The sequence below is a fragment of the Streptomyces sp. A 4/2 genome, assembly GCF_940670765.1.
In the GTDB taxonomy this organism is placed as follows: domain Bacteria; phylum Actinomycetota; class Actinomycetes; order Streptomycetales; family Streptomycetaceae; genus Streptomyces.
Genome location: NZ_CALNVW010000035.1, coordinates 1 through 22,982, shown reverse-complemented (window position 1 = coordinate 22,982; position 22,982 = coordinate 1). Strand labels below are relative to the sequence as shown.

Annotated in this window: 23 protein-coding genes; 15 read left to right on the top strand and 8 right to left on the bottom strand. The window is 70.3% G+C overall.

The genetic code is table 11. From position 1 onward, the window contains the following. Positions 1–145 precede the first annotated feature (145 nt). Entirely contained in the window at positions 146–1,597 is a 1,452-nt protein-coding gene (locus tag NBY69_RS25905; RefSeq protein WP_250303907.1) for a penicillin-binding protein 2, read from the top strand. A gap of 202 nt (positions 1,598–1,799) precedes the next feature. Beyond that, complete coding sequence (locus NBY69_RS25900) at positions 1,800–2,240, top strand: hypothetical protein (RefSeq protein WP_250303906.1); 441 nt, start codon at positions 1,800–1,802, stop codon at positions 2,238–2,240. 21 nt (positions 2,241–2,261) lie between these two features. Here NBY69_RS25900 and NBY69_RS25895 read toward each other — a convergent pair whose 3' ends face one another. Continuing rightward, on the bottom strand, positions 2,262–3,050 hold the full coding sequence (locus NBY69_RS25895) for an HAD family acid phosphatase (protein WP_250303905.1): 789 nt from the start codon (positions 3,048–3,050) through the stop codon (positions 2,262–2,264). A gap of 181 nt (positions 3,051–3,231) precedes the next feature. Between NBY69_RS25895 and NBY69_RS25890 the strand changes: the two genes are divergently transcribed. Beyond that, positions 3,232–4,038, top strand: a complete 807-nt coding sequence (locus tag NBY69_RS25890; RefSeq protein WP_250303904.1) for a GNAT family N-acetyltransferase — start codon at positions 3,232–3,234, stop codon at positions 4,036–4,038. A gap of 209 nt (positions 4,039–4,247) precedes the next feature. Continuing rightward, entirely contained in the window at positions 4,248–5,456 is a 1,209-nt protein-coding gene (locus NBY69_RS25885) for an MFS transporter (protein WP_250303903.1), read from the top strand. On the opposite strand, the gene NBY69_RS25880 is transcribed toward NBY69_RS25885, so the two are convergent. Further along, on the bottom strand, positions 5,428–6,591 hold the full coding sequence (locus NBY69_RS25880; protein ID WP_250303902.1) for a hypothetical protein: 1,164 nt from the start codon (positions 6,589–6,591) through the stop codon (positions 5,428–5,430). The genes NBY69_RS25885 and NBY69_RS25880 overlap by 29 nt on opposite strands. Then, complete coding sequence (locus tag NBY69_RS25875; protein WP_250303901.1) at positions 6,588–7,556, bottom strand: 5-dehydro-4-deoxyglucarate dehydratase; 969 nt, start codon at positions 7,554–7,556, stop codon at positions 6,588–6,590. Before NBY69_RS25875 ends, NBY69_RS25880 begins: the two co-directional genes overlap by 4 nt. A gap of 253 nt (positions 7,557–7,809) precedes the next feature. On the opposite strand from NBY69_RS25875, the gene NBY69_RS25870 reads away from it, so the two are divergent. The 7 genes from NBY69_RS25870 (at position 7,810) to NBY69_RS25840 (ending at position 15,084) form a co-directional block, all read left to right on the top strand. Beyond that, entirely contained in the window at positions 7,810–8,634 is an 825-nt protein-coding gene (locus NBY69_RS25870; RefSeq protein WP_250303900.1) for an NAD(P)-dependent oxidoreductase, read from the top strand. 222 nt (positions 8,635–8,856) lie between these two features. Beyond that, positions 8,857–9,618 (top strand): DeoR/GlpR family DNA-binding transcription regulator, encoded by a 762-nt coding sequence (locus NBY69_RS25865; RefSeq protein ID WP_250303899.1) that lies wholly within the window; start codon positions 8,857–8,859, stop codon positions 9,616–9,618. Positions 9,619–9,640: 22 nt separating this feature from the next. Further along, on the top strand, positions 9,641–11,023 hold the full coding sequence (locus tag NBY69_RS25860; protein ID WP_250303898.1) for a sugar ABC transporter substrate-binding protein: 1,383 nt from the start codon (positions 9,641–9,643) through the stop codon (positions 11,021–11,023). After that, the gene (locus NBY69_RS25855) at positions 11,020–11,955 is read left to right on the top strand and encodes a carbohydrate ABC transporter permease (protein ID WP_250303897.1); all 936 of its coding nucleotides are present in this window, start codon (positions 11,020–11,022) and stop codon (positions 11,953–11,955) included. Before NBY69_RS25860 ends, NBY69_RS25855 begins: the two co-directional genes overlap by 4 nt. Next, the gene (locus NBY69_RS25850; protein WP_250303896.1) at positions 11,952–12,809 is read left to right on the top strand and encodes a carbohydrate ABC transporter permease; all 858 of its coding nucleotides are present in this window, start codon (positions 11,952–11,954) and stop codon (positions 12,807–12,809) included. Before NBY69_RS25855 ends, NBY69_RS25850 begins: the two co-directional genes overlap by 4 nt. Then, on the top strand, positions 12,806–13,804 hold the full coding sequence (locus NBY69_RS25845) for a zinc-dependent alcohol dehydrogenase family protein (RefSeq protein WP_250303895.1): 999 nt from the start codon (positions 12,806–12,808) through the stop codon (positions 13,802–13,804). The genes NBY69_RS25850 and NBY69_RS25845 overlap by 4 nt, the downstream gene beginning before the upstream one ends. Before the next feature lie 56 nt (positions 13,805–13,860). Beyond that, positions 13,861–15,084 (top strand): TerD family protein, encoded by a 1,224-nt coding sequence (locus NBY69_RS25840; RefSeq protein WP_250303894.1) that lies wholly within the window; start codon positions 13,861–13,863, stop codon positions 15,082–15,084. A gap of 67 nt (positions 15,085–15,151) precedes the next feature. Here NBY69_RS25840 and NBY69_RS25835 read toward each other — a convergent pair whose 3' ends face one another. Beyond that, a complete protein-coding gene (locus tag NBY69_RS25835; RefSeq protein ID WP_250303893.1) occupies positions 15,152–16,363 on the bottom strand; it encodes a pyridoxal phosphate-dependent aminotransferase in 1,212 nt (403 codons plus the stop codon). 88 nt (positions 16,364–16,451) lie between these two features. Between NBY69_RS25835 and NBY69_RS25830 the strand changes: the two genes are divergently transcribed. Further along, on the top strand, positions 16,452–17,081 hold the full coding sequence (locus NBY69_RS25830) for a helix-turn-helix domain-containing protein (protein WP_250303892.1): 630 nt from the start codon (positions 16,452–16,454) through the stop codon (positions 17,079–17,081). Between the two features lie 187 nt (positions 17,082–17,268). Further along, positions 17,269–17,424, top strand: coding sequence for a hypothetical protein (locus NBY69_RS25825; protein ID WP_250303891.1), 156 nt, complete (start codon positions 17,269–17,271; stop codon positions 17,422–17,424). Positions 17,425–17,467: 43 nt separating this feature from the next. Here the strand turns inward: NBY69_RS25825 and NBY69_RS25820 are convergent, their stop codons facing one another. After that, the gene (locus NBY69_RS25820) at positions 17,468–17,680 is read right to left on the bottom strand and encodes a DUF6011 domain-containing protein (RefSeq protein ID WP_250303890.1); all 213 of its coding nucleotides are present in this window, start codon (positions 17,678–17,680) and stop codon (positions 17,468–17,470) included. After that, positions 17,677–18,258 carry a TetR/AcrR family transcriptional regulator gene (locus NBY69_RS25815; protein ID WP_250303889.1) on the bottom strand — a complete coding sequence of 194 codons (582 nt, stop codon included), beginning with the start codon at positions 18,256–18,258 and terminating at the stop codon, positions 17,677–17,679. The genes NBY69_RS25820 and NBY69_RS25815 overlap by 4 nt, the downstream gene beginning before the upstream one ends. 178 nt (positions 18,259–18,436) lie before the next feature. Here NBY69_RS25815 and NBY69_RS25810 point away from each other — a divergent pair, with 178 nt between their 5' ends. Further along, positions 18,437–18,715: a hypothetical protein gene (locus tag NBY69_RS25810; protein WP_308409502.1), complete on the top strand. Its 279-nt coding sequence runs from the start codon at positions 18,437–18,439 to the stop codon at positions 18,713–18,715. Positions 18,716–18,731: 16 nt separating this feature from the next. Here NBY69_RS25810 and NBY69_RS25805 read toward each other — a convergent pair whose 3' ends face one another. After that, a complete protein-coding gene (locus NBY69_RS25805; protein WP_164267523.1) occupies positions 18,732–18,962 on the bottom strand; it encodes a CarD family transcriptional regulator in 231 nt (76 codons plus the stop codon). 400 nt (positions 18,963–19,362) lie between these two features. Next, a complete protein-coding gene (locus tag NBY69_RS25800) occupies positions 19,363–20,835 on the bottom strand; it encodes a hypothetical protein (protein WP_250303888.1) in 1,473 nt (490 codons plus the stop codon). A gap of 245 nt (positions 20,836–21,080) precedes the next feature. Here NBY69_RS25800 and NBY69_RS25795 point away from each other — a divergent pair, with 245 nt between their 5' ends. Beyond that, a complete protein-coding gene (locus NBY69_RS25795) occupies positions 21,081–22,925 on the top strand; it encodes an endonuclease/exonuclease/phosphatase family protein (RefSeq protein WP_250303887.1) in 1,845 nt (614 codons plus the stop codon). Positions 22,926–22,982: the final 57 nt, after the last annotated feature.

Genomic DNA, 22,982 nt, shown 5'->3' with positions numbered 1-22,982 from the left:
GAGACCCGTCCCCGCCGCCCGGACCGGACGGACCGGGCGGTGGGGACGGACCGGGCGGACCGGAGGCGGCCCCCGCAGATGAGAGCCGGCTGAAAAAATCGAGGCCCGGGAACGGCACACCCGGCTCCGTTCGTCTCCACACGGGATGAACAAGACAATCAGGCGCACCTCGGTCTTCTGCCTGCTCCTCGTCCTCGCGCTGCTGGCGCGGGCGACCTGGCTGCAGGCGTTCGAGACCCAGGCGCTCGCGGACAACAAGCACAACCGGCGGACCACGATCGCGCAGTACGCGCAGCCGCTCGGCGACATCGTCGTGGGCGGTTCCGCGGTCACCGGATCGAAGCGGACGGACAGCGATGACCTCGCCTACAAACGCACGTACACCGACGGCGACCTCTATGCGGCCGTCACCGGATACAGCTCGCAGGCCTACGGGTCGACGCAGCTCGAAAGCCTCTACAGCAGCGTGCTCGACGGCACCGACGACCGGCTGAAGAACCCGGTGCAGGCACTCACCGGCAAGCAGACGGCCCCCGGTGACGTGCTGACCACGATCGATCCCGCGGTGCAGAAGGCGGGGTACCGGGCGCTCGGCGACAAGAAGGGCGCGGCCGTCGCCATCGATCCGAAGTCGGGCGAGATCCTCGGGATGGTCTCCACGCCCTCGTACGACCCGTCGAAGATCAGCGGGACGACGGACGGCGCCGCCTGGAAGCAGCTGACCGGCGACAAGAGCCAGCCGATGCTCAACCGGGCGCTGCGCCAGCCGCTGCCGCCCGGCTCCACCTTCAAACTGGTGGTCGCGTCGGCGGCGCTGGAGAACGGGCTGTTCTCGTCGGTCGACGAGAAGACGGACAGCCCGAACCCGTACCGCCTGCCGGGTACGACCACGGATCTGAAGAACGAGAGCGCGTCGGCCCCCTGTGAGAACGCGACGCTCCGCACCGCGCTCCAGTACTCCTGCAACAACGTCTTCGGGAAGCTGGCCGACGATCTGGGTCAGGCCAAGCTGAAGGCGATGGCGGAGAAGTTCGGCTTCAACGACACCAAGCAGGACGTGCCGGTGCGGGCGTGGCCGAGCATCTACCCGTCCGGCATGGACCAGGCGCAGACGGCGCTCACCGGCATCGGCCAGTTCGATGTGACCGCCACGCCGCTCCAGATGGCGATGGTGTCGTCGACCCTGGCCAACGGCGGGGTGCTGACCACCCCGCACATGGTCTCGAAGGTGACGGACGGGGACGGCAACACCCTTCAGTCGTACGGTAAGCCGGCGTCCCGTCGGATCGTCTCCCAGTCCACCGCCGCGCAGTTGCGCAGCGCGATGGTGACCGTCGTCGAGGACGGAACGGGCTCCAACGCCAAGGTCGGCGGCGCCGAGGTGGGCGGCAAGACGGGCACGGCGCAGCACGGCGAGAACAACAGCCAGGCCCCGTACGCCTGGTTCACGTCGTACGCGAAGGACAAGGCGACCGGCAAGGAGGTGGCGGTGGCGGTGCTCGTAGAGGATTCGAACGCGACGCGCGCCGAGATCAGCGGCAACGGTCTGGCGGCGCCGGTCGCACAGAAGATGATGGCGGCGGCGCTGAAGAGGTAGCCACGCGGTGACCGCTGGAGAAGTGGCTGCTCGGTAACTGCCGGAGAACTGGCTGCTCGGTGATCACGGCGGCAGTGGCCGGTCCGTGATCACCGCGCGGCAGTGGCCGGTCGGCGATCACCGCGGCAACTGCCGGTCGTTGATCACAGCGGAAGTTTCCGTTCGGTGATCACCGCGCGGGCGTCACGCATAGGGTGCCGCCATGGCCATACGACTGCCCCGTTCCCCGTCCGGCTGGACCATGGCGGTCTTCGGCGTGCTCGCCGCGGTACTCGGCGTGGCCGGACTGGTCTCGCCCGACGCGCTGTTGAAGATGCTGGGCTTCCACTCCGTACCGGTGTCCCGCCGCCCCGGCTCGGACTACACCCGGACCTTCATCACGGCCTCGTCGATGGCGGCGGTCAACATGGGCGTGTACTACGTGCTGGCCGCGCTCGCCGACTGGAAGGCGTTCTTCCGCTGGACGGTCCCGTTCCGGCTGCTGACCTTCGCGGTCTTCACCACCGCGGTCGTCACCGGCCGCGCCCCGGCCGGCTTCCTGGGCGTGGGCCTGTGGGAAGGGACCGGCGCGGTCGTGACGGGGCTGGCGCTGCGGTACGAGAAGGCGGGCGCGGCGCGGCCGGTCCCGGCGCCGACAGGCTGACGCCGGGACCGGTGTGCTGCGTCAGGGCAGGAAGTACATCGGGTTCGGGAGCTTGTACGTCTTGTCGGCGAACCCGCCGCTGAGGTCGGAGTACTGGTCCCCGAAGTTGGCCACGATGGTGTAGCCGAGCGATTCGATGTGCTTCCTGGTGCCCGACTTGAACTGGACCGTGGTGCAGCTCCAGGTCGGCGAGGCGCAGCTCAGGTAGGACGGCGTGGAGGTCTTGTCCTGCAGGTAGAAGTGCGCCTTGTCGACCGGTACGCCGTACCCGGCCTTGGTGAGGTTCACCGCCGACGCGGTGCGCTGGGTCTCGGCGCGGCCGGTCAGGAAGAAGACCGTGACGCCCTTCTTCGCGGCGTAGTTGACGACGTCCGGCATCCCGAAGACGGCGACCGACTGGGCGCTCTGGACGTAGTCGTCGAAGGCCTTCGCGTTGTAGGCGAAGCCGTTCTTCTTCTCGTAGTCGTAGGTCAGCAGGGTCGTGTCGTCCACGTCGAGCACGATGGCGGGCTTGCGGCCGTGCGCGGTGTGGCGGGCGGCATCGGCGATCTGCCGCTTCGCCTTGGTCTCGATGCCCTTGACCTGCTTGGCGTAGTTGCTGGTGGGCGACGCCTGGTAGGCACCCGAGGCGTCGGCCTTGCCGCCGTAGAAGGCGTTGATGCTGTCTTCGACCTTGGTGATGTTCGGGATTTCCTTGTCGGTCCTCGGGACCGAGTTGTCGGCGGTGGCGGCGCCGACGCCGTAGAAGGCGCTCCCGGCGGCGGCGAGCGCGACGGTACACACGGAAATCCTGGTGAGTCTGGAGGGCATGCGCGGGTAACTCCGGTTCTGATGTGTGACGGACGAACAGCAGGTCACTGGTTGTCTACGCGCATCACATCCGCTGCACAAGACTCTTTGCGCATCCGTTGCCGGAGAAATCTGCTGCCGGGAGTCCCGTCGCCGGGGAAATCTGTTTGCCGGGCCGGGGTGACCCTGCTGAAGTGGGCGGATGGATCTCCGTGCGGTACTGGCCGCCTTCGACCGGCAGATGCGACAGGACGCGCCACCGGACGGCCCCGGGGGCCGGACCGAGCGGGTCGGCGGTGTGGTGCGCCGGACCGGTGCGGACGCCGCCGACTGGAACGCAGTCGTCTGGTCGGACCTGGACGAGGACACGGTGGACGCGGCCATCGCCGGGCAGGTGCGCCACTTCGGCGCGCTGGAGCGCGAGTTCGAGTGGAAGCTGTACGCCCACGACCGCCCCGCCGATCTCGCGGACCGGCTCCGGGCGGCCGGGTTCACGCCCGAGCCCCCGGAGACCCTGATGGTCGCCGACGTCAAGGACCTGCCGACCGAGGTGCGGCTGCCCGAGGGCGTCGTCCTGCGCCCGGTGACCGACGCCGCGGGCGTGGAACTCATGGCGCGCGCCCACCGGGCGGCCTTCGGCACGGACGGCTCACGGATCATGCACCAGGTACTGGCCCAGGTGACGGACGCCCCGGAGTCGGTCGCCGCGGTGGTGGCGACGGCCGGTGACGTACCGGTCTGCGCGGCCCGGGTCGAATTCCATCCGGGCACCGACTTCGCGAGCCTCTGGGGCGGCGGCACCGACCCGGCCTGGCGCGGCCGGGGCATCTACCGGGCCCTGGTCGCGCACCGCGCCCGGCTCGCGGCCGGACGCGGCTACCGCTTCCTCCAGGTCGACGCGTCCGACGACAGCCGCCCGATCCTCCAGCGCCTCGGCTTCGCCGCCCTCACGACCACGACTCCGTACATCTCCCCCCTCGCCGTAAGGCGTTTCCGGGTGCATGGCTAAGACCGACCGGCAATTGGGGGGTGGGTGAAGGAGCGGGGTCCGGTGCGTGCGGTCGCAAGGCGGAGGATTGAGGCATGGCGGAGCCATGGTGATTGACGACAACGCGGCGAGCGTGCGTGCCGGACCACGCGACGCCGCCCCCCAATTGCCGGTCGGTCTAAGGCAGCCGCCCGATCTCGGGCACCCCCCTCAGCTGCCACGCTGACCTGGTGAAATGGTCAATAGGACGCGTCCTGCGGGACCGTAACGCGGGGCTCTACCTGGCAGGTGCGGTCGTCGACGCCTTCGGCACGAGTGCCATGTGGCTGGCCTCCGGCATCTGGGTCAAGGCCCTGACCGGGTCGGACAGTCTCGCCGCGCTGGCCGTCTTCGCCATGTGGGCGCCGTCCCTGGTGGGGCCGTTGATCGGTACGGTCGCCGACCGGGTGCGCCGCAAGCCGCTGCTGGTGGTGACGAATCTCGGGATGGCGGCGCTGATGCCGGTGCTTCTCGCACTGGACTCGCCGGGCCGGATCTGGATCCTCTTCACCGTGCTGGTGATCTACGGCGTGCACACCGTGGTGGGCGGCGCGGCCGAGTCCGCGCTGGTCGCCGCCGCCGTCGACAAGGATCTCCTCGGCGACTTCAACGGACTGCGGATGACCGTCACCGAGGGCATGAAACTGGTCTCGCCCCTGGTGGGCGCCGGGCTCTTCGTGCAGTTCGGCGGAGCCGCCGTGGCGCTGCTCGACGCGGTCACCTTCGCCCTCGCGGCCGTGATCTTCACACTGATCCGGGTACGGGAGGCCGAGCCGGTGCGCCCCGCCGGCGCGCACTGGCTGCGGGACACGATCGAGGGCGCCCGCTTCCTGCGCGGCTCCCCCACGCTGCGTCCGCTGGTCCTCGCGGGTTCGGCGACGATGCTGGTCGCCGGGCTCAACGGCTCGATGATCTACGCGGTCGTCGACCGGCTGCTGGGCCACTCCCCCGGCTACGCCGGGCTGCTGTACTCGGTGCAGGGGGTCGGCTCCATCGCCATCGGCGTTCTGTCGGGTCCGCTGATGCGCCGGCTCCCGCCCCGCGTCTTCGCCGCCGCCGGGATCGCCGTGTTCGCGGCGGCGGTCGGGGCGCGCGCACTGCCGTACGACACGACGGCCCTGGTGAGCAGTGCGGCGGTTGGCTTCGGGCTGCCGTGCGTCCTGGTCGCGGCGCTGACCGCGGTGCAGAGCGAGACCCCGGCCGCCGTACTGGGGCGTACGGCGGCCACCGCCAACAGCCTGATGTTCGTTCCGAACGCGGTGGCCCTCGCACTCGGCGCGGGGCTGGTCGCCGTGGTGGACGTCCGCGTACTGCTGGCGGTGGCCTCCGTCAGCGGTCTCGCGGTGGCCCTCGCGCTGGCCCGTACGGGGGTCAGGACAGCGCGGCCCGTACGCGTGTGAGATCCGTTTCGGAGGCCAACCCGGCGTGGTAGAGCCGCAGTTCGTTCGCGCCGAGCCCGGCGGCGCGGGCGGCGTCCTCGGCCAGCGCGGCCGGGTTGCCACCCATGCCGGAGACCACGGTGAGGTTGGCCGCCAGCACCGTCCGCTCCGTACGGTGCACGGCGAACGGGGCGAGCAGCGTGGGGCCGGCGGTGCAGGGCACCACCACCCCGTCGGCGATGCCCAGGATGTGTTCGGGGTCGACGCCCACGTTCGCCCCGCAGTGGTGGGCGACCGGATCGGCGTGCAGCAGCACCTGGAAGCCGGGAGCGGCGGCGGCGCGTACGGCGGCGACGGTCCGCTCCTGGAGCGTGCGGGCGGTGCGCGTACGCCAGTCGAGAGTGGCGGCGGCGAGATCGGCGCCGAGCAGCTTCTCGATCGCGGACCGCCCGGCCGCCGAGGAGCCGGTGGCCCAGACCGGCTCCAGCGCGCGGCGGACCGCTGTCCTCAGCTCCTCGGCGTCGACGCCGAGTCCGCGGTAGCCGTCGGCGCAGGCCGGGCAGAAGCAGAGCGACATCAGGTACTGGCCGGCGTCGCCGAGTTCCACCCCCGCGATCTTGTCGTGCGCGTGCAGGTGGGAGAGCCCGTACCAGCCGAGCGACTCCAGTTCGGTGCCGCGCGCGCCGGGGCGCACCGCGGCCTCGGCGGCCAGGGTGACGAGGTAGTCGCGGGTGGCGGGCTGGGCGATGCAGGGGGCCCAGGAGTAGCGGTCGCCGTACGCGTTGACCACCGCGATGTCCGGATTCTCGGTGCCCAGGCGGGAGTTGTGGGCGAGGACCACCCAGGTGTGCACCTCCAGACCGGCACCGGCCAGCGCGGCGGCGGCCTCTCCGTACGGGTCCGCGGTGGGGGCCCAGTCCCCGGCGGCGTACGGGCGCAGCGCCCGCCCGGCCCAGACTTCCTCCGCGGCCGGGTAGAGGACGGACGCGTGGGCGGCCGTCACGATGCGGTGGTCCGGGTGGCGCGGGGTCAGGGCGCGCGTCGAGTGGTAGGCGGAGGCGAGGGTGACCTGCTGGACGCCGAGACCGGCGATCCGGTCGGCGGCGTCCGGGTCGCCGACGATGTCCCAGGGGTAGACGAAGACGGAGGTCTTCACGCGGCGTCCTCCGTTCCGGCAGCGGCCCGGCCCGCCACGTCCGCCACCACGGCGCGGCCCCGTGCGACGATCGCGGTCAGCTGCTCCAGGTGCTCGGCGGTGGGTTCACCGAGCGGCGGGCGGACCTCGCCGACGTCCAGACCGCCGAGCCGCACCCCTGCCTTGATCAGGGAGACGGCGTATCCGCGGCCCTGGTTGCGCAGTTCGACGAGCGGCCGGTAGAAGGCGTCCAGCAACCGGTTGGCGGTGGCGTCGTCGCCGCCGCGCAGCGCGCGGTAGAAGGTGAGCGCGATGTCGGGGGCGAAGCAGAAGACGGCCGACGAGTAGAGCGTCACACCGATGGCCCGGTAGGCGAGGGCGGTGAGTTCGGCGGTGGGCAGGCCGTTGAAGTAGAGGAAGTCCCGGCCGGGGAGATCGCTGCGTACCGCGCTGATGATGCGCTGCATCAGGTCGAGGTCGCCGTGCCCGTCCTTGAGGCCGATGATTCCGTCGACCTGTGCGAGGGCCACGACGGTCTCGGGGGTGAACACCGCGTTGTCGCGCTGGTAGACGATGATGTCGAGCGAAGTGGCCGCGGCGAGCGCCGAGTAGTGCCGCAGCAGTCCTTCCTGGCCGGCGAGCACCAGGTAGGGCGGCATGGCGAGCAGTCCGTCCGCACCGGCCTCCTCGGCGATCTTCGCGAACCGGACCGCGAGGGCCGTCCCGTATCCGGCCCCGGCGATCACGGGCACCCGGCCCGCCGCGGCCTCGACAGCGGCGGCGACGACGGCGCCGAACTCCTCCGGGCCGAGGGCGTGGAACTCGCCCGTGCCGCAGCAGGCGAAGACCGCGGCCGCGCCGGCGTCGATACCGCTGCGCACATGCGCGCGGAAGGCATCGAGATCGACGGCGCCGTCTTCCCCGTAGGCGGTCACGGGGAAGAACAGCAGACCGTCAAGTCGGCCGGCGAGCGGGGCTGAGGACACGGGCGCTCCCTGGGTCATCCAGTCGTGCACAGTTCTGATCAGTGTCTATATTTCTGAACATTGCTACGCTAAGCCAGCGGGGCCGGGGCGGTCAAGACGGGAAACAGGGCGGTCGAGACAGGAAACAGCAAGACAGGCGCGGAATCCGGCGCTCCACGCCACACTTGACGAGGCTCGGCGGGGCTCCTTAGTTTGTCCATGCATGTGAATGCCGTCCATGGACTCAGCCGATCCATCGAGGAGAGACCCGCTCATGCCCGCTCCCCGCACCATCCTGCTCACCGGAGCCGCCGGAGGCCTCGGCACCCTGATGCGGGGCCTGCTGCCCGCGTACGGCTATGAGCTGCGCCTCTTCGATGCCGTCCCGGTCGAGGGTGAGCCGACGGCGATCACCGCGGACCTGGCCGACAAGGAAGCGCTGCGCGAGGCCGTGCGGGGCGTCGACGCGATCATCCATCTCGCCGGGATCTCCCTGGAAGCCTCCTTCGACAAGATCCTCCGGGCCAACATCGAGGGCACCTACAACCTCTACGAGGCGGCCCGCGCCGAGGGCGTCGGACGGATCGTCTTCGCCTCCTCCAATCACGCGGTGGGCTGGACGCCGAGCCCCGAGGGCGAAGTGCCCCTCGATCCCGGCGCGTTGATCCCGATCGACACCCCGCGCAGGCCCGACACCTACTACGGGCTCTCCAAGTGCTTCGGCGAGGACCTGGCCCAGCTGTACTGGGACAAGTTCGGCCAGGAAACCGTCTCCGTACGGATCGGCTCCTGCTTCGCGGAGCCGACCTCGGTACGCATGCTCTCGGTCTGGATGAGCCCGGACGACGGCGCCCGGCTCTTCCACGCCGCGCTGACGGCCGGGGAGGTCGGACACTCGGTGGTCTACGGCTCCTCCGCCAACACCCGTATCTGGTGGGACCTCTCGTCGGCGCGGGCCCTCGGGTACGAACCGCGGGACGACTCCGAGCCGTACGCGGCGAAGCTCATCGCCGAGCAGGGCGAGCTGGACCCGGAGAACCCGGCGCACTGCCACCTCGGCGGCCCGTTCCTCACCGACCCGCCGATCTGGCCGCACTGACCACCTTCGTCCGGATCCGGGCAGCAAACGGGCCCGCCCGGCACCCGGGCGGGCCTCTGCCATGCCCGGACGGGCCCGACCACCCAGGTCGGGCCCGCGCACCGGACGCCGAAACGGGCAGGAACGGGCACCATCGAGCCCGTTCCTGCCCTATTCACGTCAGCCGGGCGGCTGTACAACTCTCCTCACAGCCAGCGAGAGCGCCGAGGAGGTCCTGTGGTCATGAGTGCGGAGCAGCGGCAGCGGGAGATCGTCCTGGCCGCCCGGCAGTCGGGGTCGGTCGATGTCACCGAACTGTCCGTGCGGCTGCGGGTCGCCAAGGAGACCATCCGCCGTGATCTGCACGCCCTGGAGAACCACGGCCTGGTCCGGCGCACGCACGGCGGCGCCTACCCCGTGGAGAGCGCGGGGTTCGAGACCACGCTCGACTTCCGCACGACGATGCACGTACCGGAGAAACGGCGGATCGCCACCGCGGCGGCCCAGCTGCTCGGCGACGCCGAAACGGTCTTCATCGACGAGGGATTCACCCCGCAGCTGATCGCCGAGGCGCTGCCGCACGACCGCCCGCTGACGGTGGTCACCGCGTCCCTGGTCACGGCGGGTGCGCTGGCGCACGCCGAGCAGACGACCGTGCTGCTGCTCGGCGGACGGCTGCGGTCGGGCACCCTGGCCACCGTCGACCACTGGGCGACCCGGATGCTGGCCGGATTCGTCATCGATCTGGCCTTCATCGGCGCCAACGGAATCTCCCGCGAACACGGCCTGACGACACCCGACCCGGCGGTCGGCGAGGTCAAGGCACAGGCGGTCAGGGCCGCCAGACGCCGGGTGTTCGTCGGGAACCACACCAAGTTCGGCGCCGCCGGCTTCTGCCGGTTCGCCGAGATCACCGACTTCGAGGCCATCGTCACGAGCACGCTGCTGCCCACGTCGGAGGCCCATCGCTACTCCCTGCTGGGGCCGCAGGTCATCCGCGTCTGACGATCCACCCGAGGAGCAATCCATGCGAAGCCAGAGCCGACGGAGGTCACGCACGCTGCTCGCGCGGGCCGCCGCGGGGACGCTGCTCATCAGCCTGGTCCCCGGTTGCTGGACCGGCGCGGGAGGAGCCGGGTCCGGCGCCAACGGCGCCAACGGCGCCATCAACGTACTGATGGTCAACAACCCGCAGATGACCGAGTTGCAGAAGCTCACCGCCACGCACTTCACCCGCGAGACCGGCATCCGGGTCAACTTCACGGTCCTGCCCGAGAACGACGTACGCGACAAGATCAGCCAGGACTTCGCCAACCAGGCCGGCCAGTACGACGTCGCGACCCTGAGCAACTACGAGATCCCGATCTACGCGAGGAACGGGTGGCTGCACGACCTGGGACCGTACGCGTCCGCGGACCGGACGTTCGACCAGCAGGACATCCTCCCCGCGCTGCGCCAGTCCCTCACCGGCGACGACAAGAAGCTCTACGGCGAACCCTTCTACGGCGAGTCCTCCTTCCTCATGTACCGCAAGGACGTCTTCGCGAAGAAGGGGCTGACCATGCCGCCCCACCCCACCTGGACCCAGGTCGCCGATCTGGCGGCGCGGGCCGACGGGGCGCAGCCGGGGATGAAGGGCATCTGCCTGCGCGGACTGCCCGGCTGGGGCGAACTGATCGCCCCGCTGACCACGGTCGTCAACACCTTCGGCGGCACCTGGTTCGACAAGGACTGGAAGGCGCGCCTCGACTCCCCCGCGTTCGAGCAGGCCGTCGAGTTCTATGTCCGGCTGGTACGCGAGCACGGTGAGTCGGGGGCGGCGCAGTCCGGGTTCGCGGAGTGCCTCAACGACCTCACCCAGTCCAGGACCGCGATGTGGTACGACGCGACATCGGCCGCCGGTTCGCTGGAGTCGGCGTCGTCCCCGGTCAAGGGCAAGATCGGATACGTGCCCGCGCCGGTCGAGAAGACGGACAGTTCCGGCTGGCTCTACACCTGGGCCTGGGGCATCCAGAAGACGGCCCACCACCCCGACAACGCCTGGAAGTTCATCTCCTGGGCCTCCGGCAAGGGGTACGAGGAACTGGTCGGCAAGGAGAGCGGCTGGTCCGACGCCCCGGCCGGGAAGCGCGCGTCGACCTATGCCGACCCCGCCTACCGCAAGGCGTCCGCCGCCTTCGGGGACGTCACCCTCGCCGCCATCCGGAGCGCCAGGCCGAACGACCCGGGGGTGCAGCCGAGGCCCGCGCCCGGCATCCAGTTCGTGGGGATCCCGGAGTTCACCGATCTCGGCACCAAGGTCTCCCAGGAGATCAGTGCGGCCATCGCCGGACGCCGGTCCGTCGGTTCGGCCCTCGCCGCGTCCCAGCGGCTGGCCGAGAAGATCGCGAAGGAGTACGAGGGACGATGACCGCGACAGCCGCTCCCCCCGCGCCCCGCCTGTTACCCCCGTCCGGCGGCCGGCTCCGCGCCTGGGCCACCCGCGCCCCGCTGCTCCCGGCGCTGATCTTCATGGTCGTGGTCACCCAACTGCCCTTCGTGGCCACGGTGGTGATCTCCTTCTTCAACTGGAACGCCCTCTACCCCGAGGCCAGACACTTCACCGGCTTCGCCAACTACTCCGATGTGCTCACCGACCCGGATCTGCGCAGGTCGGTCCTCACCACGGTGCTGCTGACGGCGGCGGTGGTGCTCGTCAGCCTGGTGCTCGGGCTCGTCCTGGCGCTGCTGCTGGACCGCAGCTTCAAGGGCCGGGGCCTGGTCCGTACGCTGCTGATCACACCGTTCCTGCTGGTCCCGGTGGCGGCGGCGCTGCTGTGGAAGCACGTGCTCTACAACCCGGAGTACGGGCTCTTCAACGGGCTGCTGCACTGGGTGGGCGGCGGTGGAGCACCCCAGCCCGACTGGATCTCCCGCACCCCGCTGCTCGCGGTCGAGGCGGCGCTGGTCTGGCAGTGGACGCCGTTCATGATGCTGATCCTGCTGGCCGGACTGCAGAGCCGCTCCCCGGAGCTGATCGAGGCGGCCCGGATCGACGGGGCGGGCAGCTGGCAGATCTTCCGTCATCTGACACTGCCCCACCTGCGGCGGTACCTCGAACTGGGCGCGCTGCTCGGCTCGATCTACATCGTGCAGAACTTCGACGCCGTCTTCACGATCACCTCGGGCGGGCTGGGCACCGCGAACCTGCCCTACACCGTCTACCAGGCCTTCTACCAGGCACACGAGAACGGACTCGCGTCCGCCGCCGGTGTGCTGGTCGTCATCGGCACGATCATCGTCGCGACCTTCGCGCTCCGCGTGGTCTCGTCCCTCTTCAACGAGGAGGCATCCCGAGCATGAAGTCCCCGCACTCCACAGGGCCGAAGGGCGCCGCCCGCACCGGAGGCGCCGCGCTGGGGCTGCTGGCCTGGCTGGCCGGGATCCTCTTCTTCCTCCCGGTCGCCTGGATGGCGCTGACCTCCTTCCACTCCGAGGCGGACGCGGCCACCAACCCACCGTCGCTCGCCGCCTCCCTCACCCTCGACGGCTACCGCGACTTCTTCGGCGCGGGCGGCGGCGCGACCCCCTGGCCCGCACTGACCAACTCGGCCGTGGCATCGGTGGTTTCGACGCTGTGCGTGCTGCTGCTCGCGATGCCCGCGGCGTACGCGCTGTCCATCCGGCCGGTGAAGAAGTGGACGGACGTGCTGTTCTTCTTCCTCTCCACGAAGATGCTGCCGGTGGTGGCCGGTCTGCTGCCGATCTACCTGTTCGCGAAGAACACCGGGATGCTCGACAACATCTGGATGCTGGTCATCCTCTACACCTCGATGAATCTGCCGATCGCGGTGTGGATGATGCAGTCCTTCCTCGCAGAGGTACCGGTCGCCGTCATCGAGGCCGCACGGGTCGACGGCGCCCGGCTGCCGGTGATCCTCACCCGGATCGTCGCCCCGATCTCCGCGCCCGGTATCGCGGCCACCGCGCTGATCTGCTTCATCTTCAGCTGGAACGAACTGCTCTTCGCCCGGGTGCTCACCGGCGTGGTCGCCCAGACCGCGCCCGTGTTCCTGACCGGGTTCATCACCAGCCAGGGACTGTTCCTGGCGAAGGTGTGCGCCGCGTCGCTCGTCGTCTCCCTGCCGGTGCTCGCCGCGGGGTTCGCCGCCCAGGACAAGCTGGTCCAGGGCCTCTCACTGGGAGCCGTGAAATGAAGGCCGCCATCATCGAATCCGTCGGCAAGGTCGGGTACGGGGAGGTGCCGGACCCCACTCCGGGACCGCGCGACGTGGTGGTGGAGGTGGCCGCCTGCGGGCTGTGCGGTACCGATCTGCACATCCTGCAGGGCGAGTTCGCGCCCACGCTGCCGGTGGTGCCCGGCCACGAGTTCGCCGGCACGGTCGTGGCCGTCGGCGCCGAGGTCACGTCGCCGGCGGCCGGTGACCGGGTGGCCGTCGACCCTTCCCTGTACTGCTTCGAGTGCCGCTACTGCCGTCTCGGCCACAACAACATGTGCGAGAAGTGGGCGGCGATCGGGGTGACCACGGCGGGCGGCGCGGCCGAGTACGCGGTGGCGCCCGCAGCCAACTGCGTCAGGCTGCCCGACCATGTGCGTACCGAGGACGCGGCGCTCGTCGAACCGCTGTCCTGCGCGGTGCGCGGCTACGACGTACTGAACAGCAGGCTCGGCTCCCATGTGCTGATCTACGGCTCGGGGACCATGGGGCTGATGATGCTGGAGCTGGCCAAGCGGACGGGTGCGGCGAGCGTGGACATCGTCGACATCAACGCGGAGCGGCTCACCACCGCCCGGAAGCTGGGCTGCTCGGCGGCGGCCGGGGGCGCGGACGAACTGGACCGGGCACCGCAGGGCTGGGACGTCGTCATCGATGCCACGGGGAACGCCGCGGCGATCCAGGACGGTCTGGGGCGGGTGGCGAAGGCCGGTACGTATCTGCAGTTCGGCGTCGCCGACTACGCGGCACGGGCCACCATCGACCCGTACCGGATCTACAACCAGGAGATCACCATCACCGGTTCGATGGCGGTGCTGCACAGTTACGAGCGGGCGGCCGAGCTGTTCGCCGCGGGGGTGCTGGACCCGGAGGTCTTCATCAGCGACCGGCTGCCGCTGGCGAGCTACCCGGCGGCGCTGGACCGGTTCAGGGCGGGACTGGGCCGGAAGATCGTCGTACTGCCCGGACGCTGACCGGTAGCGAAAAAGGTTCAAGGAACTGTAAAGCCCCGTCGCTCGTTCCTCCGGACATGACCGCAATGACCCCTGGCTCGAACATCCCGCTCACGGCCTCCCGTATCGCGGTGGACGTGACCGCTCCGGTGCGGCTCGACGTGTCGGGCCTGCTGCTCACCGCCGACGGCAAGGTCCGCTCCGACGGCGACTTCATCTTCTACAACCAGCCGTCCGGCCCGGGGGTGAGCCACCGCTCGGGCGGTGGTTCGGCGCCGGACGCGATCGTGGTGGACACGGACGCCGTTCCCGCGAGCATCGAGAAGATCATCGTCACCGCGAGCCCCGACGCGGCGGGCCAAACCTTCCAGGGCATCGAGCCCACGGCCACCGTCCGCGGGGCGGACGACGGCAGCACGCTGGCCTCCTTCACCCCGCCCCGGCTGGGCACGGAGACCGCTCTGGTCATCGTGGAGATCTACCTGCGCAACGGCGCGTGGAAGGTGCGCGCGGTCGGGCAGGGGTATGCCGACGGGCTGGCGGGCATCGCCACGGACTTCGGCGTATCGGTCGAGGAGCCCGAGGCAGCCCCCGCCCCGGCGGTGGCTGCTCCGCCCGCACCACAGATGCCGCCCGCACCGCCGGTCCCGCCGGTGGACCCGAGGATCGCCGCGGCCCCGGTGGCCGCCCCCGCGCCGCCTCCGGCCGCACCCGCGGCCACCGGCCGGATCAACCTCGACAAGGGCCGGGTCAGTCTCCAGAAGAACCAGACGGTGTCGCTGGTCAAGGCCGGCAAGCCGCTCCTGTCGAAGGTCAAGATGGGCCTCGGCTGGGAGCCCGCGTTCCGTGGCAAGGACATCGACCTCGACGCCTCGGTCATGGCCTTCGGTCCGCAGCGCAACCACCTGGACAGCTGCTACTTCGGCAAGCTCTCGATCCTCGACGGCGCGGTCAAGCACTCCGGCGACAACCTCACGGGCGAGGGCGCGGGCGACGACGAGGTGATCGTGGTCGACCTCGGCAAGATCCCCGCAGAGGCGACGGCCTTGTTCTTCACGGTCAACTCCTTCACCGGCCAGAAGTTCACCGAGGTGGCCAAGGCCTACTGCCGCCTGATCGACGCGCAGACCGACGAGGAACTGGTCCGCTTCGACCTGACCGGCACCGAGCCGCAGACGGGCGTGCTGATGGCCAAGCTGATCAGGCAGTTCTCCGGGGAGTGGGAGATGACCGCGGTGGGCGACTTCGTGAAGTCCCGCACGGTCCGCGGGATGGTCAAACCGGCAGCTCAGGCACTGTAGGACCGGGCGGAGCGCCGCGGAGGCCGGGGCCGCGCCGCTCCGGCCCCCGCTTCCGCGCCGCACGGGATCACTGCCGGTACCCGTTCAGGAAGCGGCCGATGCGGCTGATCGCCGCGTCGAGGTCGTCGGCGTACGGGAGGGTCAGGATCCGGAAGTGGTCGGGGCGCGGCCAGTTGAAGCCGGTGCCCTGGACGACCTGGATCTTCTCCCGGAGCAGCAGGTCCAGTACGAACTTCTCGTCGTCGTGGATCTTGTGGACCTTCGGGTCGAGGCGCGGGAACGCGTACAGCGCGCCCTTCGGCTTCACACAGGACACGCCCGGGATCTCGTTGAGCTTCTCCCACGCCGTGTCGCGCTGTTCGTACAGCCTGCCCCCCGGGACCGTCAGGTCACGGATGGACTGACGGCCGCCCAGCGCGGCCTGAATGGCGTACTGCGCGGGAGCGTTGGGGCACAGCCGCATGGAGGCGAGCATCGTCAGCCCCTCCAGGTAGCTCTTCGCGTGCTGCTTCGGCCCGGTGACGACCAGCCAGCCGGAGCGGAAGCCCGCGACGCGGTAGGACTTCGACAGACCGCTGAAGGTCAGGACGACCAGATCGGGCGCGAGGGCCGCCGCGCTGTGGTGGACGGCGTCGTCGTAGACGATCTGGTCGTAGATCTCGTCGGCGAAGACCATCAGCCCGTGGCGGCGGGCGAGATCGAGCATGCCCTCGATGATCTCCCGCGGATAGACCGCCCCGGTGGGGTTGTTGGGGTTGATGATCACCAGGGCCTTCGTGCGGTCGGTGATCTTCGACGCCATGTCGTCGAGGTCCGGGTACCAGTCCGCGGACTCGTCGCACATGTAGTGCACGGCCTTGCCGCCGGCCAGCGTGGTGACGGCCGTCCAGAGCGGGAAGTCGGGTGCGGGGATGAGGACTTCGTCCCCGTCCTCCAGCAGCGCCTGGACCGCCATCGAGATGAGTTCGGAGACCCCGTTGCCGAGGAAGATGTCGTCGACGGAGACCTCGGCGAGCCCGAGCGCCTGGTAGCGCTGGGCGACGGCGCGGCGGGCGGAGAGGATCCCCCTGGAGTCGGTGTACCCGTGGGCCTGGGGCAGCATCCTGATCATGTCCTGGACGATCCCCTCCGGCGCCTCGAAGCCGAAGAGCGCGGGGTTACCGGTGTTCAGGCGCAGCACGCTGTGGCCTGCCTCCTCCAGCGCGTTGGCGTGTTCGATCACCGGGCCCCGGATCTCGTAGCAGACCTCACTCAATTTGTTCGACTGGCGGAACTCCATGCCGTGACCCTCCCAGGTCTCACTTGCTTCACTTGGTTTTACCAAGTCACAGCTTGGAAAGTCCAACTTCTTGTCTAGACTGCGTCGCATGCCACGCCGAAGTTACGACCAGTACTGCGCCGCCGCCCGTGCTCTCGACGCCGTCGGGGACCGGTGGACCCTGCTGATCGTCCGCGAACTCCTGGCGGGCCCCCGCCGCTACACCGACCTCCACGCCGATCTGCCGGGCGTCAGTACGGACGTACTCGCCTCACGGCTGAAGGACATGGAGCGCGAGGAGCTGGCGACCCGCCGCCGACTGCCGCCGCCCGGCGCCGCGACCGTGTACGAACTCACCGCACGGGGGCGCGAGTTGCTGCCGGTGCTCACCGCACTGGCCGACTGGGGCACCCCCGCGCTGACCGAACGGCGGCCGACCGACGCGCTGCGCGCGCACTGGTTCGCCGTCCCGCTGGTGCGGCACCTGGACGGCCTGGGCGCCGGGGTGGTCGAAGTCCACCTGGACGAAGGGGTGTTCCATGTGCGCACCGACGGCGGCGAACCCCTCTACGGCGACGGCCCCGCCGACCGCCCCGACGCCCGGCTCACCCTCGACGCCGACACCTGCATCGCGATCAGCGGGGGCGGGCTCTCGCTGACCGACGCGGTACGCGACGGACGCGTCCGGCTGGACACGCTCCAGCCCGCGCGACCGCCGCTCGGAACCGGCCCGGAGTGAGCTGGATCGCACCGCCCGCAGGCAACCCCACAGGCTCGAACTCGGTCTCCACAGAGAGGTGTTAGCCCTGGCAGGCGACGTGACACCCGGCACACGTGACCGATACCACGCCCCTTCGCGGAACACGTGACCGACACCACGCGCAAATGAGGGTTCACTGTCAGTGGCAGGCCGTAGCCTTGTTCGCATGCCCACCACTTCTTCCGCCTCCGAGGCCAACGACGCCATCCGCAGGCTCGTCGACGCCCAGCCGGCGGACGGCGAGTGGCCGTCGGAGGACTACGAGATCCTGCTCGTGGAGTGGGCCGCCGCCATACAGGGCGGGATCGAGCCCGCGGCCTGAGCGGGGCGGGAATCCCCGAGCGCTCCCCGGATCCCTGCCCGGCTCACTCGACGCCGGGCAGCGGGTCCTGGTCCACCTCGTGGCGGCGGGACCGGATCTCCGGCCGCGCGGGATGCAGTTTCGCGTCACAGGCCGGGCCCAGTCCGGTGCGCCGCGAGGCGCGGCCCGTCAGCGCCCTGCCGCACATCCGGCAGAGCACCGGGCGGCGGCCCTCCTGCACGGTTTCGGGCAGCGGCTCCGGCTCTTCCTCGCTCATGCCACGTCACGCGGTCCCGCGTTGATCCCCTCCGTCATCAGCGCCAGATAGCGGCGGACCTCACCCGGCTCTCCCGTACCGAGTTCCGTCGCCGTGGCCACCGCATGCGTGAGCCGCAGCATCTCCGTGGTCCTCAGATCCGCGCGCACCGCGCCGGCCCGCTGCGCCGCGGCGAGGAGGTCGCCCGCAGTCTCCTTGAGGCGGCCACCGCAGTCCGAGATCACCGGTGAGGTGCCGTCGGTCATCGCCGCGCCCAACAGCGCCTTGAGACCGCGGAGATGAATCATCTGCTCGGCCAGCTTCTGCAGCCAGTCGGCCAGCGCGTCACCCGGCGCCCTCGCCGACGCGCCGAACTCGACGGCCTGGTCGGCAAGTTCGTCGATGCTCTCGACATAGACCCCTTCGAGCAGGTCCTGCCGGGTGGGGAAATGCCGGTAGAGCGTGCCCGATCCGACCCCCGCACGCTTCGCGATGTCGTCCAGGGACGCATCGGCTCCCCGCTCCGCGAAAGCGCGGGCCGCCTCCTTCAGAAGGCGTTCGTAATTGCGGCGCGCATCGGCCCGCATCGGCTTCGGCATCAGCTGCTCCTCGCGAACCGGGACGTCCCCCGCATCGTACCGAGCGTCGAACGGAGGAATCCCCTGCTTGTCCGCGGGCAGTGAGTGCCGGCTGTCCCGGCCGAGCCCGGCCGGAGGGTACGCCGCCGGGCTACTGGGGCCGATGTTGCTGCGGGGACTCGGGGTAGGTCTGGGCCTCATGCCGCTGAACGCGACGACCCTCACCGGAATCCAGCCACGCGAGGCAGGGTCGGCCGCCGGACTGCTCCGGACCCTGCGGTGGCTGAGCGGCGGCACACGCGGGCTGTCCGTCCTGGTGACGGTGTACGGAACGGCGACCCGGCATGCCACCGGGTCACCTCACACCGTGCTCGCCGAGGGCGCGACCAGCGCCTTCCTCGCGGGAGCATTGATCACTGTGTGTACGGTCCCGGTCGCCGCCCTCATGATCAAGGGCAGGCGCCCGGCCCGTAACTGACCGGTCCTCGCGGGGCTCAGAGCTTGGTCAGCTTGGCGTAAGGGCTGAGAATCCTCCCCTGACGCCCGGAGAAGTCGATGAGCACTGCGTCGTTGTCGCCCTCGATTCCGATGACTCTTCCGAGCCCGAACTGATCATGCGAAACCCGGTCTCCCACGTCGAAGATCTCGATCGGTGCGGCAGCTTGGGCCGGGCGGTTGAAGGGACTGGAGGGCAGGTGGCGCCGGGATCCGGCTGACTTAGTCATTGCTCTCAGTATGCGCCCGCGAGCCCCTCTCACGCCATGTCTGTCCCGCCGGCCGGCCTCCGGACACCGGATCACGGCGGCAGGACCAACGGTTCCGGCGGCACCGGGAGCCGTTGATCGCGAACGGGACGGCGGGTGTCCGGATATCCGCGTACGGCGCGGAAGGCGTACGCCCCATGGGATTCGGCCCGTGGGACCGGGCCCGTGGATTCGGCCCGTGGGACCGGGTCCGTGGGATTCGGCCCGCGGGACCGGGCTCGTGGGATGGAGCCCATGGCATTCGGCCCGTGGGATTCCCGACGTCCCCACGACGGCCGCCCGGTCCTCACCGACGGCCCTCCCCTGCCATGACACGTCATGGAGCCGTCCCGCGCCACCGGCGGGACGGCTCCCGCGGCTCTCAGGCCCGCGACCGCGCCTTGAAGGCCGCCTTGCGGGCGTCCTTCGCCGCCTTCTTGTCCGGGTGCAGCCTGCCCATCGCCTCCAGCACCTCGGCCGTCGCCGGGTGGTCCACCCGCCAGGCGGCATCGAAGAACCCGCTGTGCTGCCCGGTCAGTCCCTCGACGAGCCCCTGTAGCTCCTCGACCTCACCGTCCGCGTCCAGCTGTGCGGCGAGCGTGTCGATCGCCAGCCAGAAGATCATCGACTCCGGCGGCGCCGGCACGTCCACCGAGCCGCGCTCCGCGAGCCAGACCCGGGCCAGCCCGCCCAGTTCCGCGTCGTCGAGCACCGCACGCACCTCGTGCTCCGCGGCCTCGTCGGCCACCAGCGAGAGCGCCTGCTGACAGTGCAGCCGCCGCAGCGGCGCACCCTGGTCGACGCCCCGCGCCGCGACCAGCAACTCCCGTGCCGCGGTGGCCGGTTCGCGGCCGTTCAGCCACAGGACGGTCTCGGCACGGGCCGCCGTCTCCGGGAAGTGCCCGACGGCGTCGAGCAGCGCGCCCGCGTCCTTGTCCGCCAGTTCCCCGACCGCGGGCGCGTCGACACCGGCATCCAGCATCCGGGCACGGATCCCGTACAGACCGAGCGGGGTGAGCCGGACCATTCCGTACCGGGAGACGTCCTCCTCGTCGAGCGCGGGGTCCACGGCCTCCGGTTCCGCCGGATCCTCGGGCTCCTCCGCCATCAGCGCTTCGTCGACCGGCTGGTACTCGACGAGCCCGATCGGCTCCAGCAGCCGGAACTGGTCGTCGAGGCGCATCATCGCCTCGGACACCTGCTCCAGCACACCGTCCGTCGGCTCGCCCATGTCATCGGGAACGATCATCGAGGCGGCGAGCGCGGGCAGCGGCACGGGGGTGTCCGCCGGGCCGCTCTCCGCCACGGTGAGCAGATAGAGATTCCCCAGGACACCGTCGAGGAAGTCGGCCTCCTCCTCCGGGTCCCACTCCAGTTTGTCGAAGTCGATCTCGCCGTCCTCGCCCACCAGATCGGCGAAGTCGTCGAACTGCGGGGCGATCGCGTCGGCGTGCACGGTCTCCAGACCGTCCAGCCAGAGCGCGAGGATCTCCTGGGGGCTCCCGGAAGTGATCAGTTCCAGGTTCTCGCCGGGAGCGGCGGTTCCCTCACCGTCCTCCTCCCCCTCTGCCTCCTCGGGCTCCTCGATCTCGACGAGGCCGGTGTCGACGGCCAGGCGCCAGGCCTCGCTCGCCCAGGCTGCGCCGTCGTCGTCCGCCTCCAGGCCGAGCTCCCTGGCAGCCGCGGGCAGTTGCTCGTCGACGAGCTCGCCGCCGGCGCCGACGCGGGTGGCAGGTCCGGCCCAGCGGGCGAGCCGGACGGCGCGCGCGAAGAGCGGGGACGCCAGCGCGTCACGGGCGAGCTCCGCGTCGGAGTTCAGCCGCACCGGCGGCAGGGTGGGGCGGTCTCCGGACATCGGTGGTTCTCCTCGGGACTGAGGCCGACCGGCGCTGCGGGCACGGTCTTCGGGCATTCGGTTACTGCATTCGGTTCGGGCGCGCCCCAGCGTAGACGCATTTCGACCCATGCAGCCCGGTTCATGTACTCGTCAGGTTTCGTCCACCTGCCGACCCTTGACAACTCCCCTGCGCACGCAAGAGATTGACGCGCGTAGAACCTCGCTCTGCGCCTCCGTTCGACCCTCACCCCCGGAGTTCCGTCATGCCTGCTGTTCCCTCGTTCTCCGTCAACAGATCGACGGCCGTGGCGGCCGTGGTCACGGCCGCTCTCGCCGCCGGTCTGCTCGTCACCACCTCCGCGTCGGCCGGCGCCGCCGGGGTCCGGATCCACGACATCCAGGGCACCACCCGCGTCTCCCCGCTGGCCGGGCAGGCGGTGGCCGATGTGCCCGGCATCGTGACGGGTGTCCGTACGTCCGGCTCCAAGGGCTTCTGGTTCCAGGACCCGCACCCCGACGCCGACCCCGCGACCAGCGAGGGCGTCTTCGTCTTCACCAGTTCCGCGCCGACCGTCGCCGTGGGCGACGCGGTGACGGTCTCCGCCACGGTCGACGAGTACGTTCCCGGCGGAGCCTCCTCCGGGAACCAGTCGGTCACCGAGCTCGGCAAGCCGACCGTGACCGTCGTCTCGCACGGCAACGCGGTACCGGCGGCCGTGGTGATCGACTCCCGCTCGGTCCCCGGCGCCTTCGCCCCGGCCGGTGACAAGGCGGCCGGCGGCAGCATCAACGGCCTGACCCTGCGGCCGAAGAAGTACGCCCTCGACCTCTACGAGTCGCTGGAGGGCATGAACGTCCGCATCGGCACCTCGCGCGTGACCGGCGCCACCGACGCGTACCACGAGCTGTGGGTCACCGTGAAGCCGAACGAGCGCCCCACTCCGCGCGGCGGCACCCTCTACAACTCGTACACCTCGCAGAACACCGGGCGTCTGATGATCCAGTCGCTGGCCCCGGCCGCCGCCGGGGCCTTCCCGGTGGCGAACGTCGGGGACTCGCTGACCGGGACGACCGAGGGTCCGCTGGACTACAACCAGTACGCGGGCACGTACACGGTCGCCGCCCGCCAACTGGGCACCGTCAAGGCGGGCCGCACCGAGCCCGAGGTCACGCGCAAGCAGAAGAAGGACGAGCTGGCGGTCGCCACGTACAACGTGGAGAACCTGGACCCGACGGACCCGCAGAGCAAGTTCGACAAGCTCGCGGCCGGCATCGTCGACCACCTGGCGTCGCCCGACATCGTGGCGATCGAGGAGGTCCAGGACAACGACGGCGCCAAGAACGACGGTGTGGTCGCCGCCGATGTGACCGTCGGCAAGTTCATCGACGCGATCGTCGCGGCGGGCGGCCCCCGGTACGCATGGCGCTCCATCGACCCGGTGGACCTCGCCGACGGCGGTGAGCCCGGCGGCAACATCCGTCAGGGCTTCCTCTACAACCCGGACCGGGTCGGCTTCACCGACCGCGCGGGCGGCACCGCGACCAACGCGACCGATGTCGTGTCGAAGAGCGGCAAGCCGGCACTGACGTACTCCCCCGGCCGCATCGACCCGGCCGACCCGGCCTGGAACAACAGCCGCAAGCCGCTCGCCGGGGAGTTCACCTTCCGTGGCAAGCAGGTCTTCCTGGTCGCGAACCACTTCGGGTCGAAGGGCGGCGACCAGGCGCTGGACTCCCAGTACCAGCCGCCCACGCGCAGCTCCGAGACGGCCCGCCACGAGCAGGCCAAGGCCGTGAACTCCTTTGTGAAGAAGATCCGTTCGGTCCAGAAGAACGCGGAGGTCGTCGTGCTCGGCGACCTGAACGACTTCGAGTTCTCCGACACCGCGAAGATCCTCACCGACGGCAAGGTCCTGTCGGCGACGGCGTACTCACTGCCGAAGAACGAGCGCTACTCGTACGTCTACCAGGGCAACTCGCAGATACTCGACCAGATCCTGGTGAGCCCGGCGGTCAAGGACTACAACCTGGACATCGTCCACATCAACGCGGAGTTCGCGGACCAGAACAGCGACCACGACCCGAGCGTGATCCGCTTCCGCCCGTAGGTCCGTGGCCCGGCAGGCCCGTGGGCGCGTAGGCCCGTAGGCAGGCCGGACACGACC